The organism is Hydrogenophaga sp. (assembly GCF_018780075.1).
GTDB lineage: Bacteria > Pseudomonadota > Gammaproteobacteria > Burkholderiales > Burkholderiaceae_C > Hydrogenophaga.
Genome location: NZ_JADMKB010000003.1, coordinates 223,485 through 240,850, shown reverse-complemented (window position 1 = coordinate 240,850; position 17,366 = coordinate 223,485). Strand labels below are relative to the sequence as shown.

The window sequence follows — 17,366 nt, the reverse complement described above, 5'->3', positions numbered from 1 at the left end:
GATCACGGTGTGGGAAAGCGACGGTCCGGGTCTTCTTCCTGTCGCTTGGCTCGACCATCCCAGGCCCAACGAGAGACGAAGACAGCATCCACGCCCTCGCGGCGTTGGAGCTGGCAGATCGATACGCCTGGCAGTTCTGCATAACAGGCCCATTCGCGCTCACTGGTGATCACGAAATCCAGATCGAACTCGCGTATCAGTCCCATGCAATGTGCGCGGGCCGCGTCGTCGATGCCTGCAAATGCCTCATCGAGCAACATCAGGCGAGGCGCATATGGGCTGCCTCCTCGTCCGTAGAAGCTGGAAATGGCCGCAAACAAGGGAACAGTCAGACCGAGTGCGCGTTCCCCGCTGGAGGCTGGACCAGAGAGCTTGCGCCATTGACCATCTTGATGCCTTTGCACGCTGAACCGATGCCAGCGGCGATAGTCCAGAGCCTTTGCCAACTGCTCAACCAAGCTTGAACCTGTGGTGCCGGCGTCTGCTTGCGCGCGCTCCGCCGCGATTTGCTGCTGAAGCATGGCCCCCACCACGCTGCGGTCTTCGGCCGACCACATGTCGGCACTTCGGTTGAGCAAGCGTTCGCGGGCGACTTCAAGACCGGTGGGTGCGCCCTGTTCCGGTGTCAGAGGGAGCCACTGCAAACGGTAGCGCACCCCCGTGGACGTTGGGCGTTTGCGGAGCTCCTCATTGATGGCATCCACCTGCTTGTCGGCCGCGCGCATCAGGCGCTGAATCTCGGCAGCGATTTCCGCCTGCAAGTGGTTCTCCAGAACCTCTCGTTCTTTGGCTGTGAGCAATTCGCTGCGTTGCGCAATCTCGTCGGCCAGCCGATTGGACAGTGCGTCGGGTCGCTCAGGCCTGTTCAGGTAGATGACATGAACAGAGAATCCCCAGTCATTGGGTTCCGAGGTCGCCTGATGGCCCAGCGAACTGAGTGATCGCTGCAACTCTGTCAGGTCTTCAGCGACCAGCCGTTGAATACGGCCCCATGCAGCTTCGTCGTCTGCGATGTGGGCGAGGGCCTGTTCAGCCCGGCGAGCGAGGCTCAGGGCCGGGTCAATGGTCCAAGGGATCGTCCCGTCCGGAACCGGAAAGTCCGGAAGAGCGGACGCCAGCAAGCTGCTCTCGGTGAAGCGCTGCAGGCGTTCTATGGCATGCGCCCGGGTGGTCGCTCGCTCGGCCAGCACGGCATCGGCGGCATCTGCCTGGCTTGCTGCCACCGCGCGCTTCTCGCTGGCCGTTGTCAGGGCAGACTGGGCGGCCTCCCACGCTTCATCAGCGATTGAGACCTCTGCGGACGCATCTTGTAGCTGTTGACGCAGTGTTTCAACCTTGGCGCCGATCATTCCTCTTAGGACCTCATAGCGCGCCGCAGATTCAGATGCTCGCTCGCTGGCAGTGAGGAGCGACGCCGCCCGTTCGCTCAAGGCCTCCATGGCCTCTTTCTCACGCTCCTGTTGTGTCTGGTACTCGGGCCAGGCACTGCACCATTCCCGTGTTGCCAGGGTCAGTTGCTGATGAGCGTTGGCGAATCGGTCCAATGCTTCGTTGATGGGCGACAAGTCCGCAAGCACCGTAGGCAATTGAAGGTCAGCGGCGTCGCGCTCCAAGGTCTCTCGGGCGGACTGAAGCTCCGCTTCAGCGGTTCGACATTGGGCATCCGCGGCGTCAAGACGCTGACGGGCCTGGAGCACTTCCCGCTCCGCACTGGCCGCAGCGAGAATCGCCGCGCGCAGCGAATGGTCGGAAGGCGCGTCCTTCCATTCACGCTCTGCCTCTTGTCCATCCTGTGCGAGGCGCAGGAAATTTTCTTGCAACTCTTCCAGTAGCGAGACGATCTCCTCCAGACGGTCGGCAATCTCGTTGAGGCGTCGTTGTCGTGCGTTCGCGCGGGCTGTATGACCAATGTAGACAGCCTGTGGCTTCTGCCAGGCGCCGGCGAGAGCACCTAAGCGGTAACCGCCTCGCTCGCTGACCCACGACTCGCTCTCGCCGTGATCTTCCGACCCATACGCTACGGTGGCAAGCAAGGACGCGACCAGTTCAGCGGTCACTGCGCTGTCGTCAGGGACGTCGGGGTGCAGCGCACTCGCAAGGTGGTGGCCAGGGATCGGCGGGCGACGCACCCATGAGCTGTCAAGCAACTGCACACCATTGGCGTCTACCAATGCACCGTCGGGCGACAGCCAGGCGTCCAGCAGGCCCGAGGCTTCAAGCGCGGCCTCCAATCCCGCTCGCTGTTTCGCGTCGAGATCCGGCTGAAAGTCCACCAGTCGCCACAACGGAGCCCCTGGACGTCCATCGCGGATCCCTGCGGCGCGCATGGCTGGTGGCGTGGGAACCGCATCGTGTCCGGCGAGCAGCCGATCCCTTTCAGTGCTGAGCGTTTCCTGTTCGGACTGGAGGGTGTTCTGTTGGGTGGTCAACGCCGAGTGCTGGGCGGCATGGCGTTGGGTCGATTTCCGATACGCCTCGGTCAATGCCTCTTGAATGTGGTTTGCACCTTCTGGACATGCAACCCAATCGACAAGTTGTTCCAGTGGTGCAACTTGGTCAAGGTGAAGGTGGACCAGGTTGGAACAATGGGTGTGCCAAGCGTCGATCAGCTCGTTGCCAGCAGTTTCGGTGTCCAGGTCGGCCACGGCCCGTCGCTCAGCCGCTTCTTCCAGCTCTGCCTGGCGATCACGTTGCGAGGCCTGCAGATTGACCAGAGCCTGTTGCTTGACATTCACCGCCGTATGTCGCGACTCCAGGTGACGAATGTCCTCCCGGCGTTTGCTGGTGGCATTGCGCAGCAGAGTTGCCGCTTGCTGGATTTCTGCAGGAGCCAGCTGGGGCAGATCTTCCGGCACGAGGGTGATCAGCAGGTTGTCCGTGAGCGAGGACACCGTACCCGCCGTTTCTGCTGCTTCGGCGCAATGAGCTCTTGCTGTCAGGAGCTCGCTCTTGGCCGCTGTTGAGCGCTGGTTTAACTGGCGGCTGCGCTCTTCCTCTCTGTCCAGGTTTTTCTTTGCCTGATTGCGGAGCGTTTCGGCGGCTTCGGCCTCGGCTTTCCGTTCCTTGGCATCGATTTCTGCCTGACTCAGGCGGTTGGCGTCTTGATTGGCCGGATCGCTTTGAAGCGTTTGCAGGCGGGTCCTGGCAGCGGCCAAAATCTGTTTGGTCTCCGCGTGATCGGTTTGGGCCAGGACTTCTGCGTCCTGGGCCTCCTTCAAATCCACATGGGCCTTGTTGCGTCCTTCGCTCGCCTTGTCGAACCCCGTCTGGGCCTGCCTGAGCTCTCGGGTTTGACGTCGCGTCACCGTGCCTGCATACGTGCGGTAGCGCTGTTCGAAGTGATTGATGGCACGTTCCAGTGAGCGGATGTCCTCCAACTGGATACGGTCCTCCTCCAACTGGTTGAGAGCCTCAGCCACATCTCCGAGCAGCTCAATGGGCATGGGCGGTAGCGCCTCGGTCAATGCATGCGACAGCCCTGCTTCGTCCGGCTTCTTTGACAACTGGGGCTGGCGCAGCTGGATCAGGGTGTCCATCAACGCTTCATAGCGCTTGGTCCCAATCTTGAACAAGCGCTCATCGACTGCGCGGCGGTAGCTGTGTGCGTTCTCGAAAATCTTGCCTCGACCCTGTCCTTCAACCGCGTCGCGCAAGCGCTCCCGGGTAAGAACCATTTTCTGTTCATTGGTGAGCCAGATATCCTGGCCAATGCGGGGATCCGCGCCGTTGGCCCCGCCTTCAAGGATAAAAAACCAGCTGTCCACCTGTGTTTTCCCCACCGCAGCTGACAGGCCTGCGCCCAGGGTGAGGTAGTGTGAAGCACCATCTGCGGTCCGGCGACCAAATTCGATCCAGGTGTAGCCGATGCGTCGCTGATAGGAACTCATCAGCAGGTTCCAGGCCATCTTCTTCCCGTTGTCGCCATCGGGCTCAATGCGTGATGGCCGCAATTGGGCATCGAACAAGAATGGCAAGGTCAGCGAAAGCACCTTGGACTTGCCTGTTCCGTTGTTGCCTCGCAGGAGCAGATGACCGTCCCTGAACCAGAATTCCTCGCTGTCGTAGTGAAAGAGTTCGACCAGACCCAGCCTCAGCGGCTGCCAGCGCTCCCGATGAGGTTCGGGCAGGGCAGGGCGATGTGACGGCGATGGAGTGAAGAGGGCGTCTGTCATTCGTCAAAAAGCGTATCTGGACGGCCGGGGCGTGATGTGGGCGGGCGCACCTGGGTTTCTCCGAGCGCAAATCTTGCGATGGCTGGACGGGGATGAATCCAACCTTCCTCGCGATGGACCAGTTGGAGCTTGTAGAGCCTGTCCAGCGCGATGTCGGCCAGCTCTCGTTCCGCGCCGGGCTCCCGTACCGACTTTCGCCAATAGCGGCCATACCGCTCGACGGCGCCACGCAAGAAAGCTGCAACCGCTTCGTCCGTGGTTCCTGCAGATCCGGAATCGAGACGCAGACGCAGGGCAAGATGTTCGGCCACCAGCAGCGTGGCATGCGCTTCGGTGCCTTCTGCAGGCATCGAGACATCGGTCAACTGACCGGACTCGTCGGTCAGCGCCAGCCCTTCGGCACGTTGCTCAGCGGTTAGGGCGGCCGCTTCGCAGAGGCGGCTGGCCATGGTGCCCCGCTGATTGATGAAATACGCTTGCACATCCGGATCGAGCGAGGCGGTGTAGATCACGGGGTCGTCCAACAGGCGCCGAGCAAGGTGATGGCGCAAGGTGTCACGTCGCCCTTGTTCGCTCTCGACCTGGTGTTCGACAACCAGAGACCGCAGGCGGTCCTCGAACCCAATGGGTGCATCCTCGGGGCGCCAGGTCGAGGGACCACGCACAGCGGCCAACATGCCTGCAAGCATTCGCCGTTGCACGTCGTAGAGCGCGTCGTGCTGGGTGCCATTGCCATCGTGAATGAAGCCTTCTTCCTCGCCTGCAACGCGTTGCAAGACGCCGTACTCCAGCAAGGTTCTGCAGACAGCGACCAGGTCACGCCGATCTGCGGCAGTGCGAAGCGTGAACTCAAAGCCTCGCGATTGCAGCGTGGCTTCTGATGCCCACTGCATCATGCGTTCACCAAGCAGTTGAAGCGTGATCTGAGGGTCGGCGCGCTCCAGCACGGCGCAAGCCAGACAGAGCAACACATAGCGGCGCTTGTCGTAGGAAGGTATACCCCTCGTGTCATCGCTGAGGTTGGCGGGTCGCTTGAACAGTCGCGCTCCCTCGCGGTCCACGTGCAGTGGCCAGCCGGTTTCCCTGGCGAACCAGTCTCTCAACCGTTCGGCCTGGCGGCGCACTGCAGAAAAGTCCTCGTGTCCTGCTGCCATCAAGGGGCGCATCAACAGTGCACGCAAGCCTCTGCTGAACTCGTCTTGCTGCTGCGCCTTCTGGAGATCCCCAATGCGCTGGTTTTCTTGTCGTGGCGCAACGCGAATGTTCACATCGACTCCTGGGTCAGGGAGATCGTGAGCAGGTGATCCCGGCCAGAGAACACCCCGCTGGATGTGGAGATGCGGGCACGACTGTCCGACTCCAGGGGCTCCATCCGTATGTGGAGGAGTCCGTCACCTGTCTGGCGCTCCACAATTTGATCCGGGTGTGCCTGCTCGGCCAATGCTTCACCGAGCAGGCTGAGGAACAAGCCAAATGCGTGCGTGTCCAGATCGCCCAGTTCAGACAGCTTGATCGGTTGACCGGTGGCCAGACGTTGCCGTGCCGCCTCCACCTGGCGCGATTCTTCCGAGAGCTGTTGTGCCATCAGCGCCCGTTCTTCGCTGCGGTCACGCACCCGGGCCAGCGGGCCGCGGGGCGCTGCTTCCCCGTACTCACGCAAACGCGGGCTGATCCGTAAAGGCGGCGCATCCAGCCAGGAGGTGCTCGCGGGAATGTCGTCTTCAGACTGCGGGTTCAGCGAAAAATGTCGGGCAGGCTGGAGCGCAAAAGCTGCCCGCGCAAGGCGGTGCGCCTCGCTCTCGGTTTCGCAAGCCGCAAACCACTGGGCGAGCATCCGAAAGTCCGCCGAACGGTCGCTGCGCCCGCTGCGTCGTTCGTTCATGGCCGCGATGGCGCCCAGCAACTGGGGGATCGCGGCACGCGCCCGGGCGCGCAGCAGTTCCGCTTGAGGGGGCTCCGAACCCGTTGACAGGAACCAGCCTTGAAGTCCTTTCCATCGCTCTCGCCAGCCCTGCCAGCGACGCATTTTTTCGTCGATCTGGTCTTGGGCATCACCCGGTGCTGCATCGGTGGCCTCGCGCTCGGCAATCTGCAGAAAGATGTGATCGATGCGGGAGGAGAGGTATTGAATGAGCTGGGCAATGGCCTCTGAACGGCGGACCAGATCGCCCATGAACCGTTCAAGGTAGTCGATCAGGCGCCGCTTGTAGGTGATGACCGCATTCGCATCCGCTTGCTGCAGCTCCAGGCTGCGGGCCACGCCGGCCATGAAGGCTTGTGCGTTTTCGGCCAGGTCCTCAAAAACGCGTACCAAATCGCGCAGCACCTCATGCATCTTGGCGACGTCAGGACCATCGGGTGATGTGGTGTCGTCAACCAGTTGACGCAACGCCAGAAGGCGGCTGGTGATGTCTTCCAGGGCAACGGTCTGCAGTTCGGCGCGACGGTACAGGGTCTGGAAAAAGACCGCCAGACCGGCTTCCACCGCCTCGCCTCCGTGGGACAGGCGATAGAGAAACCGGGCACGGTAGAAGTCGTTCAGCGACGATACGCGTGCGGTGTCGGGCTGAGATTCGAGGTTGCCCCACTCGGCCAGTTGGGCCAGGGCGCTGCTCACTTCTTCGAAGCGAGGTGGTGAACCGGGCCAGTTGGCTTCGGCGAGCACCTCGTCAGGCCGCAACTGGAGGCGGTACTGCCGCTTGGCCGCAGCGAAAACGTCCATGATGCTTCGGTAGAGCACGGCTTTCTCCGTGCTCAGGTGCCGAAACAGTTCTGCAGCCGTGTTTGTTGTCAGCACTGGATGTGCTCCTCCTTCGTTCCCCTTGTCATCCAAATAGTAACCGGAGTAACGGGATGTCAGGCAGGAGCGTGGCGACCCCGTTCTGTCACGGTGTGCAGGGCAGGAAGAGAACGGTCTATTCTGGAGGCTACGTTTCGCGCGACTGGGTCGATGTGGGGTGCCGCTCAATCAAGGGCCCAACCGCAGCCAGCGAAGGATGCACAGCGTCGGGCGGATTGGTGCGGATCTCTTGCTTGGTTGTCGACGGGTGGATTGGTTATTTTGATAAAGATCTGTTGTCGTAGTCAGGCTGCGATTCAAAATCACATTTCAAGTTGACTGAAGTTTGAATAAAGTGTTTGAATCGCAGTATGGCTACGACTGGAACGAGCAAGCTAAATGCGCTCTATACCCGCCTGCCGCCGGGGATGCCGCTGACCTCGGAGGACCTGGCGGCGTTGGGCATCTCTGCGGATTTGGCCGTGCACTATGTGCGCGCGGGCTGGCTCGCGCGCTTATCGCGCGGGGTTTTCTGCCGACCCAACGACACCCTTGCGCTGCATCCGAGCCTGATCCTGCTGCAGCGTCGCCTCAAAGGCTTGCACGTCGGCGGCAAGTCGGCACTGGACTGGTACGGCGTGCGCCAGTATGTGGCGCAGCAGCCGGTGCTGCAGCTTTACGGTTGGGCGGCCGGGCGCCTGCCCGAATGGTTCACCGAGCGCTTTCCGGCCGAGTATCACCGCAAGCGGCTCTTCAATGAGCAGCCTGGCGCCTTGCTGCACGCCGGGCCGTTCGAGAAGCGTAGCGGAGCGCCGCAGGTATCGGCGCCGGAGCGCGCACTGCTGGAGTTGCTGAGCGACGTAGGCGTCCGCCAGCCGTTGCAGGAGGCGCGCGAGCTCGTGGAAAGCGCCTACAGCCTGCGCGCCGACGTGCTGCGCGAACTGCTGCAGTGCTGCACGAGCGTGAAAACCGTGAGGCTGTGCCTGCAGCTCGGCCGCGAGGCATCTTTGCCCTGGGCAGCCAAGCTCGATCCGGCCACGCTGCCGACGGGCAGCGACCGGCCCTGGGTGTCCCGATCAGCCGGTGGCCTGCTGGTGCTTAAACCATGAATCAGACTTATCTTGATACCGCGCGCCTGCTGACGCAGGTTGCACCGCTGATATTCGTGGACGACACGTTTGCGTTGAAGGGCGGAACCGCGATCAACCTCTTCGTGCGCGACATGCCGCGCCTGTCGGTTGACCTTGATCTGGTCTTCCCAGACCACACACTGCCACGTGACGAGGCGCTGGCGCGCATCAATGAGGCCGTCCGGCAAGCGGCCGAGCGCTTGAAGAAGCGAGGCTTGCAGGTGCACGCGCCGGCGGCAGCAGCGGGGGAGACCAAGCTGCTGGTGCGGCGCGGTCCCGTACAGGTCAAGATCGAGGTGAATTTCGTGATGCGGGGCACCGTGCTGCCGGTGCGTCAAGCCTCGCTCACGCCGACCGCGCGTGATGTGCTGATGGCCGACCTGGAGATCCCGGTGGTCTCGCTGGAAGACGTTTACGGCGGCAAGCTGGTGGCGGCGCTGGATCGGCAGCATCCCCGCGACCTGTTCGACGTGATGCAGCTTTTTTCGCACGAAGGCATCACGCCCGGCATCCGGCGCGCCTTCGTCGTGTACCTGGTCAGCAGCAACCGTCCGTTGCACGAGGTGCTGTTCCCTCCGCTGCGGGACATCCAGTACGACTTCACGCACAACTTTCATGGCATGACGGCGGAGCCGGTGCCGTTGGAGGCATTGCTCGCCGCCCGTGAGCGCCTGGTGCGCGAGATCCAGTTAGGACTGGACGAGAAGGAACGGCTTTTTCTGCTATCGATGGTCGCCGGTGCACCGGAGTGGGCGCGGCTGGGCATTGATCACCTCGAACATCTGCCGGGCGTGCGATGGAAGCTGCAGAACCTGGCTCAGTTGCGGAAGACCAATGCGAAGAAGTTTGCCGAGCAGGCTGATCTGTTGGCTGCTCGGTTTGCCACCGTCGAGCCAAACGATGATGCTCCACCGGCCTTCAGAGCGGAGTGAGCATGGATGCGCTGCCCGTAATGGCTCCGTAGAACCGCTTTTGGCGTGGGCGGGCGCCTCCACGCGTGGGGTGCCTGGTGTACTCGTTGGGGGCGCAGCGTTGTGGAGCGAAGCAGAGCGAATGAGTTGCAGCTGCGGCCGGCGATGGCTCCATGGTTGGCTCCATGGAGCAACGCCAGCGCCACGCCGTGCCACAGCCTGCGGCGTGCTGCAACCGCTTGAGGCCTCATGATCGACAACATGTGACGCGCTGTCAGGTGGCGGTGGTCTCGCTGTCGCCGCTGTGCTGCAGCAAGGTCCTCGTCACGCTGGCGCCGATCTGGTCGTCAGGGTCGAGCCGACCGATCTGCGCGATGAACCCGGCGGCGGTGTCGCGTTCGTGCCGGCGCAGGTGGATGAACGCCAGCGCCTTGAGGGTGAAGAGCCAGAAGCGCGCCGGGCCGGGGGCGTTGAAGTCCGCGTCGCCAGGTTGCACGGTCCGCCAGTCCGTGGGCAAGCCCGCTGCCTGCGCTGCCATGGCCAGCCCGGTGGAAGCGGCGCGCAGGGCCGGGCCCAGTTCGCCCAGGCTGGCGTGCAGCTTGTACAGCAGGTAGTGGACCGGCAGACACCCGGGCGCACCCACCGCCGCGGTCCAGAGAATGGCCGCTGCCTGGTCGCGCGGCGCCTCTCGCGCCCGCTCGATCAGGTGTTCGATGGCCGGGGACATCTCACCACCGAACAGGCTGGTGGATGCCTCTCCCGTCAGCAGGTTCACCAGACCGCCTGCGGCGCCAGCAGCCGCTCCACGGACACGCCGCCTTCGAGGTGGCTGTTGAAGATCTCGGCCACGTCGGCATCGGTCACGTTGCGGTACATCACCGCTTCCGGGTAGACCAGCACGTTGGCGCCCTGGTCGCAGGGGCCGAGGCAACCCGAGTAAGTCACCGACAACGCGTCGTAGGCCTGGCGCTTCTGCTGCTCGGCCCAGAAAGCCTGTAAGACAGCGGTGCCGCCCTTGCTGGCGCACGAGCCGCGCGGGTGCTGCGGCGGACGGTTCTGGGTGCAGACAAAAACGTGGCGGGCAGGACGGGGCATAAGGATTCCTTTGAAAGACTGTGAGTCAAAGCAGCCAGCAGCGGAGCGAGGTGACTTCAACCAGAAATGCCGAGGAAACAGTTTTGCCGGTCCTCAGGCATTGCCCCTGGATGCGGCTACGCGCAGCGAGCAAGCAACGGGGTCGAACCTGTTCAGCCGAACTTAAACAAGATGCCGTGCCCGCCCCGCGGGTACTCCCAGTTCACGTTGGTGAACTCCGAGCAGATGATCCGGCAGCTGCCGCACTCCAGGCAGCCATCGGTGATCAGGGTCACGCTGCCGTTGCCTTCGGCCTTGTAGCAGGAGGCCGGACACACGTAGGTGCAGGACTTCTGGGCGCAGTCGTTGGCGCAGATTTCGGGGTCCTTGATCTGGATGTGGGGCCGGCCCGCGTCCACGCGGTAGCGGTTCTGAAACAGTTTCTCTTCGACATTCACGGCAACGGCGCTCATCGGAAAGCCCTCCAGAGTTTGACGGCGTCACCCACCAGGCCGGTGAGCGAGCGCGAGGTGCGGAAGCTGGAAAAAATCTCGCGTTCCTTGGTCTTCTTGTCCACGCCATCGACGGTGAACATCTTGTGCGCGGCCTTGGACACGAGCTCGGGGTAGGTCGTGAAGAACTGGTTGTTCTTGTGGAAGACCTCGGGCATGTCGCGGTACTTGTGCAGGTCCTTCATCACGAAGCTCTTGTCGAGCTCGGTCTTGTAGGTCTTGAGCACCGCTTCGCTCATGGGCTTGCCGGCGGCCTTGGCGGCGATCACGGTCTCGGCCGCGAGGCGCCCGGTGGTCATCGCCAGGTTCGAACCTTCGCGGTGCACCGCGTTGACGAAGCCGCCCGAGTCGCCCACGATCATCCAGCCGTTGCCATACACCTTGGGGATGGCGTAGAAGCCGCCTTCGGGGATCAGGTGGGCGGCGTATTCCTTCATCTCGCCGCCCTGGATCAGCGGAGCGATGGAGGGGTGCTGCTTGAGCTTTTCCAGCAGGGTGTAGGGGCTGGTCTTGTTCACGCTGCCCTTGAAATCGCCCAGCATGCAGCCGATGCCGATGGTGAGCGACTCCTTGTTGGTGTAGAGGAAGCCCGTGCCCATCATGCCGTCGGTGATCTTGCCGACCATCTCGATGACCACGCCTTCTTCTTCGCCGATGTTGAAGCGCTGACGGATCGTGTCTTCGGGCATGAAGAGGATCTCTTTCACGGCGAGCGCGACGTTGCTGTCCTTGATCTCGCCGTGGAAACCGGCCTTGCGCGCCAGCGTGCTGTTCACGCCGTCGGCCATGATCACCACGTCGGCGTACACGTCGCCGGCTTCGCGGTCGCACTGCACGCCCACCACCTGGTCGCCGTCCATGATGAGGTGGTTGACCGTGGTCTCGCAGATCAGCAGCGCACCCGCTTCGCGCACCTTGGAGCTGAACCACTTGTCGAACTGCGCCCGGATGATGGTGTAGCGGTTGTAGGGCGGCTTGTTGTAGTCGTCGCTGCGGTAGTGCGTGCCGACGAAGCTGTTGTCGTCGAGCACCCAGACGCGCTGTTCGATGATGTGCCGCTCCAGCGGCGCGTCGTCGCGGAAGTCGGGAATGATCTTCTCCAGCGCGTCGCTGTAGAGGATGGCGCCCTGCACGTTCTTCGAACCCGGGTATTCGCCGCGCTCGATCTGCAGGACCTTGAGGCCGGCCTTGGCCAGGGTGTAGGCGCAGGCGTTGCCCGAGGGCCCCGCGCCCACCACGATGGCGTCGAATTGAGAGGGTTTTTTCATGGCGTTCCCCGGTGGTGGATGGGATCAGGCAGCCTGTGCACTGCGCTTGGACAGGTGTTCGGCGAACGCCTTGGTCAGGGCCGGCAGCACCAGCATCGCGTTGCCGACGATGCCGTAGTGCGCGAATTCGAAGATGGGCGCGTTCGGGTCGGTGTTGATGGCGACGATCACGTCCGAGCCCTCCATGCCCACGCGGTGCTGCACCGCGCCGCTGATGCCAGCGGCGATGTAGAGCTTGGGACGCACCGTCTTGCCGGTCTGGCCCACCTGGCGGTCGGCCTCGACCCAGCCCGACTGCACGCAGGGGCGGGTGGCGCCGACCTCGCCGCCGAGCACGCGCGCCAGCTCGAACACCAGCTTGAAGTTGTCGGGGTTCTTCAGGCCCTTGCCGCCGCTCACGATCACGTCCGCGTAGGGCAGGTTGATCTTGTTGCTGTGGGCGTCGGCGATGAAGTCCAGCAGTTTGGTGACGATCTGCGTCTCGACCATGCCCAGCGTGTCGTGCACCAGGTTGCCGGTGCGGCTGCTGTCGGCCTTGGGCATCAGCATCACGCGCGGCCGCACCGTGGCCATCTGCGGCCGGTAGGCCAGGGTCATGATGGTGCAGTAGAGCGATCCGCCGAAGGTCGGTCGGGTGGCGGCCAGGGCCTTGGACAACGGGTCGATGTTGAGTTCGGTGCAGTCGGCGGTCAGGCCTGTCAACAAGGTGGTGGCCACCGAGCCTGCGAGGTCGCGGCCTTGTGAGGTGGCGCCCAGCAGCAGGATCTCGGGTTTGTACTTGTTCACCAGATCGGTGAGGCCCTTGGTGAAGGGTTCGTTGCGGTAGCCCTTGAGCACAGGGTCGGTCACGATGTACACGGTGTCGGCGCCGAAGCCGATGGCCTCGGCCGCGAACTTCTCCAGGTGCTCGTCGGCGCCGCCCAGCAGCACCGCGCCCACCGGGCTGCCCAGGGTGTCGGCCAGCTTGCGCGCTTCGCCCAGCAGTTCCCAGGACACGCTGTGCACATGGCCGCGGTCGTGTTCGACGAACACCCAGACGCCCTTGTAGGCCTTGAGTTCGTCCGACAGTTCGAGGTTGCGGCCACGCCCGGCGGGACGTTTGGCAGGTGCAGCAGGTGCGTTCATTTCAGTTCTCCAGCGAACGAAGGGAAGCCAAGCGGGAAACACCGCAGAACCGGCTTTGCCGAGCTGCTGGTGTTGCCCCTTGAGGGGCGGAGCGCAGCGACGGGGGTGGTCGTTTTCATGACATCTCCTTCATCAACAGGTCGGCTTCCAACGTGGGGTGGCGTGTGAACACCTTCTGCAGCAGGTTGAGCGAGATGTCGCGCAGGTTGCTGGTTTCCAGGTCCAGCATCTCCACCTTCTCGGTGCGCGGCGAAGGACCAAACACCTTGCTCACCACGGTGGGCGAACCCTTCAGGCCGATCTTGTCGAGGTCTTCGATGCAAGCCTGCTCCTTGCTCCACTTGCGCACCGGGTAGGCGGCGGCGTGGATCATGGCGGGCAGGTTGGCGAAGCGCATCTCGTTGGTGTTCTCCAGCATCGTGATCAGGCAGGGCAGGGCCGTCTTCAGCACCTGCACACCGCCTTCGGCGCGGCGCTCGACCGTGATCGTGCGGCCGTCCAGATCGGTCTCGACGATGCGCGACACATAGGTCAGCAGCTGCAGGCCCATGCGCTTGGCGATGCCCGGGCCGACCTGGGCGGTGTCGCCGTCGATGGTCTGCTTGCCGGTGAAGACGATGTCCACCGCCTGCTCCCTGGCGATCTGGCGGATGCCCGCGGCCAGCGCGTAGGACGTGGCCAGCGTGTCGGCGCCGGCAAAAGCGCGGTCGGTCACGAGCACGGCGTCGTCGGCACCGAAGCTGATGCACTTGCGCAGCGCCTCTTCGGCCTGCGGCGGGCCCATGCACAACACGGTGACCTTGCCGCCGAACTTGTCTTTGAGGCGCAGTGCCTCTTCGAGCGAGAACAGGTCGTAGGGGTTGACGATGGCCGGCACGCCCTGGCGCATGATGGTGTTGGTGACCGGGTGGACCCGGATCTGCGCCGAGTCCGGCACTTGTTTGATGCAGACGACGATGTGCATGTCAAAACTCCTTCAGGCGACCATGCGGGACGGGACCGAACTCTTCAGGCTGTCCAGCGTGACGTGCTGCTTGCCGCCGACGTCCTGGAACACCTTGAACACCTTTTCCTGCGCCGGCGTGGACTTCACGAAGTCGGCGTAGGCCTTGACCAGCTGTTCGCGGTAGACCGTGTAGAGCGCCAGCTCGTCGTCCGCCGAAGGCAGGGTCTGCTGGCGGATGTACTGGAAGAAGCGCTTGAGGATGTGCAGCCGGCTCACGTTGACCACCGACTGCTCGAACGGTACGCCGAAGTACTGCAGAAAGTCCTCGGCCGATGACAGGGCCTTGAGCTGTTGAACGAAGTTTTCCATTTGGGCATCACTCCACGGTCGCGGGTTGAAGATGGGGTTTCGCGCTTGCGAACCCTGGTTCGGCACATTGATCGTCACAAAGACCGCAGGCGCTGTCGGCACTGGCCAATCCTTGGCTGTGGGCCAGGCTGCGCTCCAGCTGGGCCACGCGGTCGAGCAGGCAGGCGATCGCCTTGCCCACCGGGTCGGGAATGAGGTGGTGTTCGAGGTCGAAGCCGTGGGTGGTGCGGCGGGCCGGAGCGACCACGCGGCCCGGGATGCCGACCACGGTGGCACCGGCCGGCACGGCCTCGATCACCACCGAGTTGGCCGCGACCCGGGCGCCGTCGCCGACCTTGATTGGGCCGAGGATCTTGGCTCCCGCGCCGACCACGACCTGGTGGCCCAGCGTCGGGTGGCGCTTGCCGGCGCGCCAGCTCGTGCCGCCCAGCGTGACACCGTGGTAGAGCGTGACGTCGTCACCGACTTCGGCGGTCTCGCCGATCACGACACCGGTGCCATGGTCGATGAAGAAGCGCGCACCGATGCGCGCACCGGGGTGGATGTCGATCTGCGTCACCAGGCGCGACACGAACGACAACCAGCGCGGCAGGTAGCGCCAGCCGCGGGTCCACAGCGCGTGGGCCATGCGGTGCAGGGCGATGGCCTGCAGGCCGGGGTAGATGGTCCAGACCTCGATCAGGCTGCGCGCGGCCGGATCGCGGGTGAGCACGCAGCGCGCGTCTTCGCGCAGCAGGCTCCACCAGCCCGCGGGTGTGGCGGCAGCGGCGACCGTGGCTTCCCTGTTCACGCGCGTCCCCAGCCAGGTGAAACGTTGGCGATGTTGTGCGCGTCCATCAAAAAGCCGCGCAGCTCTTCGGGTGTGGCTTCCTGCTTCACGCGCATGGCGTGTTCGCGGATGCGGGCCAGCACGCGTTCGGTCAGGGCGTCGTCTTCGATGGCCAGGCCCATGGCGCCGAAGGCCAGGCGCACGGCCTGCGAACCCGAGTGTTTGCCGAGCACGGTGCGGCGCTCGCGGCCGAGTTCGCCCGGGTCGAAGCCTTCGTAGGTCGAGGGGTGCTTCTGCAAGCCGTCGATGTGGATGCCCGACTCGTGGGTGAACACGGCTTCGCCGACGATGCTCTTGTTGAAGGCCACTGAGCGTCCCGAGGCTTTGGCCACGAGACGGGAGATGCTCAGCAGGGCCTGGGTATCGACGCCGGTGTCGGTGTGTTGCAGGTGGCGAGCGGCCATCACCACCTCTTCCAGCGCGGCGTTGCCGGCACGTTCGCCGAGGCCGTTGACGGTGGTGTTGGCGTGGGTCGCGCCGGCGCGTGCGGCGGCCAGGGTGTTGGCGGTGGCCAGGCCCAGGTCGTCGTGGGCGTGCATTTCAATGTCGATGTCCACCGCGTCGCGCAGGCGGGCGATGGCATCAAAGGTGGCAAACGGGTCGAGCACACCGAGGGTGTCGGCGAAGCGGATGCGACTGGCGCCCGCCGCCTTGGCGCGCTTGGCCACTTCGATCAGGAAGGCGCTGTCGGCGCGCGAAGCGTCTTCGGCACCGAACGACACCTGGCGCCCGCTTTGCGCGGCCTTGCTGATCAGGCGTGTGACCTGCTCCAGCACCCATTCGCGCGACTGGCGCAGCTTGTATTGCAGGTGGATGTCGGAGACCGGCATCGAGAGGTGAACGATCTGCGCGTCGCAGCGCAGCGCACTGGCGAGGTCGGTCTCGGTGAGGCGGCCCCAGACCATCAGTTTGGCCGGCAGCTTGAGCGCGGCGATGGCGTTGATGCAGGCGATCTCTTCGTCGCCCATGGCCGGGATGCCGATCTCCATCTCGGGCACCCCCGCGGCCGAGAGGGCCGTGGCGATGGCACATTTCTCGGACACCGTGAACGCCACCCCGGCGGTCTGTTCGCCGTCGCGCAGCGTGGTGTCGTTGATGATGAGATTGCGTGGCATGTGAGCGGCATCCTTTGGTGGGCTTGATCGCAAGCACCGTGCCACCTGTCTGGAGGCTTCAAAACCCGCTTTCTCGCCGCGTGTGGGGCCGGTTTGTCGGGTCTGGTCTGCTGGGCGCGTTGCCCCCTTGCTTTGCGTCTGTCGGAAATGTGTTGTTTCGGACAGCGCCGCTCAGGTTCTCTTGGGTTGCTTCTCGCGGCTGCGGCAGGCGCTGTCCGGCGGGGGTTCATCCGGGGTGGTCGGCTTTGCCGACTTCGCTGTGAACGGCAGCCTGGGACCGGCGCGGCCAAACTCGCTGCGTTCGCTGCGCTCTCTCCGCTCAGACAGTGGCCGCGAGTCAGACAACGATGCGCGCACTTGCGCGCCCGGCCCCAGGCTGCCGTTCACAGCCACCCCGGAAAATCGCCCCCACCAGACAGCGCCTGCCGCAGCAAGACGTGACTTGGCTCTCCACCGATTGCGTGCCAAAACGTTGATTGCCAAGGCGTGTGCGCTCAGGCCGCAGCGCGCCTTGTGAGGCGCCGAGAAGCGCAGGGGCCGTGGCCGCGCGCGCAGCGCGCTTCGTCAACTGATTCGTCGCCATGTCTGAGCAGAGAGAGCGCAGCGAACGGCGCGAGTTTGGCGACGGGGCCACGGCCGCGAGCATCGCAGGGAAGTCGGTGCGCAGCGCCGACCGCCTCACCCAAGCGCTGCGGCCTGAGCGCACACGCCTTGGCACGCGAGGTGCCACGAACGAGACCGACTGTTCACCCACAAAGCAAAGCGCAGAACCTTGAAAGGAACCCCGTCAGTGCTCCCGCGCATGGTTGCGGGTGTGGAGCGGGAACTCGATCACCAGATCGGCCTCGCGCAGCTTCACGCAACAAGCCAGGCGCGATTGCGATTCCAGACCCCAGGCGTGGTCGAGCTGGTCTTCTTCGTCGTCCTTCGGCTTGGACAACGAAGTGCCACCCTCCCGCACATAGACATGGCAGGTCGCGCAGGCGGCCACCATCTCGCAGGCGTGCTCGATGGCGATGCCGTGGTTCAGGAAACCCTCGCACAGGGACTCACCCTTGGGCAGTTCGATCTCGCGCCCCTCGGGGCAGAGGTCGGGGTGCGGTAGCAGGCGGACTTTGGGCATGGGGTTCCTGTTC

At 64.0% G+C, this 17,366-nt stretch carries 15 protein-coding genes; 2 read left to right on the top strand and 13 right to left on the bottom strand.

Going from position 1 to position 17,366, the window contains the following annotated elements; all coding sequences use genetic code 11:
- Window positions 1–2: 2 nt before the first annotated feature.
- The 3 genes from IV088_RS01340 to IV088_RS01330 are packed head-to-tail and all read right to left on the bottom strand — an operon-like array spanning window position 3 to window position 6,969.
- Window positions 3–4,172, bottom strand: a complete 4,170-nt coding sequence (locus IV088_RS01340) for a TIGR02680 family protein (RefSeq protein ID WP_291096841.1) — start codon at window positions 4,170–4,172, stop codon at window positions 3–5.
- Window positions 4,169–5,440, bottom strand: a complete 1,272-nt coding sequence (locus tag IV088_RS01335; RefSeq protein ID WP_291096839.1) for a TIGR02678 family protein — start codon at window positions 5,438–5,440, stop codon at window positions 4,169–4,171. The genes IV088_RS01340 and IV088_RS01335 overlap by 4 nt, the downstream gene beginning before the upstream one ends.
- Window positions 5,437–6,969, bottom strand: a complete 1,533-nt coding sequence (locus tag IV088_RS01330; protein ID WP_291096836.1) for a TIGR02677 family protein — start codon at window positions 6,967–6,969, stop codon at window positions 5,437–5,439. Before IV088_RS01330 ends, IV088_RS01335 begins: the two co-directional genes overlap by 4 nt.
- A 353-nt stretch (window positions 6,970–7,322) precedes the next feature.
- On the opposite strand from IV088_RS01330, the gene IV088_RS01325 reads away from it, so the two are divergent.
- The gene (locus tag IV088_RS01325) at window positions 7,323–8,060 is read left to right on the top strand and encodes a type IV toxin-antitoxin system AbiEi family antitoxin (protein WP_291096834.1); all 738 of its coding nucleotides are present in this window, start codon (window positions 7,323–7,325) and stop codon (window positions 8,058–8,060) included.
- On the top strand, window positions 8,057–9,013 hold the full coding sequence (locus IV088_RS01320) for a nucleotidyl transferase AbiEii/AbiGii toxin family protein (protein WP_291096832.1): 957 nt from the start codon (window positions 8,057–8,059) through the stop codon (window positions 9,011–9,013). Before IV088_RS01325 ends, IV088_RS01320 begins: the two co-directional genes overlap by 4 nt.
- 253 nt (window positions 9,014–9,266) lie before the next feature.
- Here IV088_RS01320 and IV088_RS01315 read toward each other — a convergent pair whose 3' ends face one another.
- The 10 genes from IV088_RS01315 to fdx form a co-directional block, all read right to left on the bottom strand.
- Window positions 9,267–9,767: a hypothetical protein gene (locus IV088_RS01315; RefSeq protein WP_291096830.1), complete on the bottom strand. Its 501-nt coding sequence runs from the start codon at window positions 9,765–9,767 to the stop codon at window positions 9,267–9,269.
- A complete protein-coding gene (locus IV088_RS01310) occupies window positions 9,764–10,087 on the bottom strand; it encodes a (2Fe-2S) ferredoxin domain-containing protein (protein ID WP_291096829.1) in 324 nt (107 codons plus the stop codon). The genes IV088_RS01315 and IV088_RS01310 overlap by 4 nt, the downstream gene beginning before the upstream one ends.
- A 152-nt stretch (window positions 10,088–10,239) precedes the next feature.
- A complete protein-coding gene (locus IV088_RS01305) occupies window positions 10,240–10,539 on the bottom strand; it encodes a ferredoxin family protein (RefSeq protein ID WP_177138575.1) in 300 nt (99 codons plus the stop codon).
- Window positions 10,536–11,846, bottom strand: a complete 1,311-nt coding sequence (locus IV088_RS01300) for an FAD-dependent monooxygenase (RefSeq protein WP_291096826.1) — start codon at window positions 11,844–11,846, stop codon at window positions 10,536–10,538. Before IV088_RS01300 ends, IV088_RS01305 begins: the two co-directional genes overlap by 4 nt.
- A gap of 24 nt (window positions 11,847–11,870) precedes the next feature.
- Entirely contained in the window at window positions 11,871–12,971 is a 1,101-nt protein-coding gene (locus IV088_RS01295; RefSeq protein WP_291096825.1) for an electron transfer flavoprotein subunit alpha/FixB family protein, read from the bottom strand.
- A gap of 115 nt (window positions 12,972–13,086) precedes the next feature.
- Window positions 13,087–13,935, bottom strand: coding sequence for an electron transfer flavoprotein subunit beta/FixA family protein (locus IV088_RS01290; protein ID WP_291096823.1), 849 nt, complete (start codon window positions 13,933–13,935; stop codon window positions 13,087–13,089).
- A gap of 12 nt (window positions 13,936–13,947) precedes the next feature.
- The gene (gene nifW / locus IV088_RS01285; RefSeq protein ID WP_291096821.1) at window positions 13,948–14,286 is read right to left on the bottom strand and encodes a nitrogenase stabilizing/protective protein NifW; all 339 of its coding nucleotides are present in this window, start codon (window positions 14,284–14,286) and stop codon (window positions 13,948–13,950) included.
- Between the two features lie 7 nt (window positions 14,287–14,293).
- Window positions 14,294–15,076 carry a serine O-acetyltransferase gene (cysE, locus tag IV088_RS01280; RefSeq protein ID WP_291096820.1) on the bottom strand — a complete coding sequence of 261 codons (783 nt, stop codon included), beginning with the start codon at window positions 15,074–15,076 and terminating at the stop codon, window positions 14,294–14,296.
- Window positions 15,073–16,230, bottom strand: a complete 1,158-nt coding sequence (nifV, locus tag IV088_RS01275; RefSeq protein ID WP_291096818.1) for a homocitrate synthase — start codon at window positions 16,228–16,230, stop codon at window positions 15,073–15,075. Before nifV ends, cysE begins: the two co-directional genes overlap by 4 nt.
- 787 nt (window positions 16,231–17,017) lie before the next feature.
- Window positions 17,018–17,353: an ISC system 2Fe-2S type ferredoxin gene (gene fdx / locus IV088_RS01270; RefSeq protein ID WP_291096816.1), complete on the bottom strand. Its 336-nt coding sequence runs from the start codon at window positions 17,351–17,353 to the stop codon at window positions 17,018–17,020.
- Between the last annotated feature and the right edge of the window lie 13 nt (window positions 17,354–17,366).

Coding starts and splice junctions, on each gene's coding strand:
- IV088_RS01320 (WP_291096832.1), top strand. CDS start 8,057: ATGAATCAGACTTATCTTGATACCGCGCGCCTGCTGACGCAGGTTGCA.
- IV088_RS01290 (WP_291096823.1), bottom strand. CDS start 13,935: ATGCACATCGTCGTCTGCATCAAACAAGTGCCGGACTCGGCGCAGATC.
- IV088_RS01305 (WP_177138575.1), bottom strand. CDS start 10,539: ATGAGCGCCGTTGCCGTGAATGTCGAAGAGAAACTGTTTCAGAACCGC.
- IV088_RS01295 (WP_291096825.1), bottom strand. CDS start 12,971: ATGAACGCACCTGCTGCACCTGCCAAACGTCCCGCCGGGCGTGGCCGC.
- fdx (WP_291096816.1), bottom strand. CDS start 17,353: ATGCCCAAAGTCCGCCTGCTACCGCACCCCGACCTCTGCCCCGAGGGG.
- IV088_RS01340 (WP_291096841.1), bottom strand. CDS start 4,172: ATGACAGACGCCCTCTTCACTCCATCGCCGTCACATCGCCCTGCCCTG.
- nifW (WP_291096821.1), bottom strand. CDS start 14,286: ATGGAAAACTTCGTTCAACAGCTCAAGGCCCTGTCATCGGCCGAGGAC.
- IV088_RS01310 (WP_291096829.1), bottom strand. CDS start 10,087: ATGCCCCGTCCTGCCCGCCACGTTTTTGTCTGCACCCAGAACCGTCCG.
- IV088_RS01325 (WP_291096834.1), top strand. CDS start 7,323: ATGGCTACGACTGGAACGAGCAAGCTAAATGCGCTCTATACCCGCCTG.
- nifV (WP_291096818.1), bottom strand. CDS start 16,230: ATGCCACGCAATCTCATCATCAACGACACCACGCTGCGCGACGGCGAA.
- IV088_RS01300 (WP_291096826.1), bottom strand. CDS start 11,846: ATGAAAAAACCCTCTCAATTCGACGCCATCGTGGTGGGCGCGGGGCCC.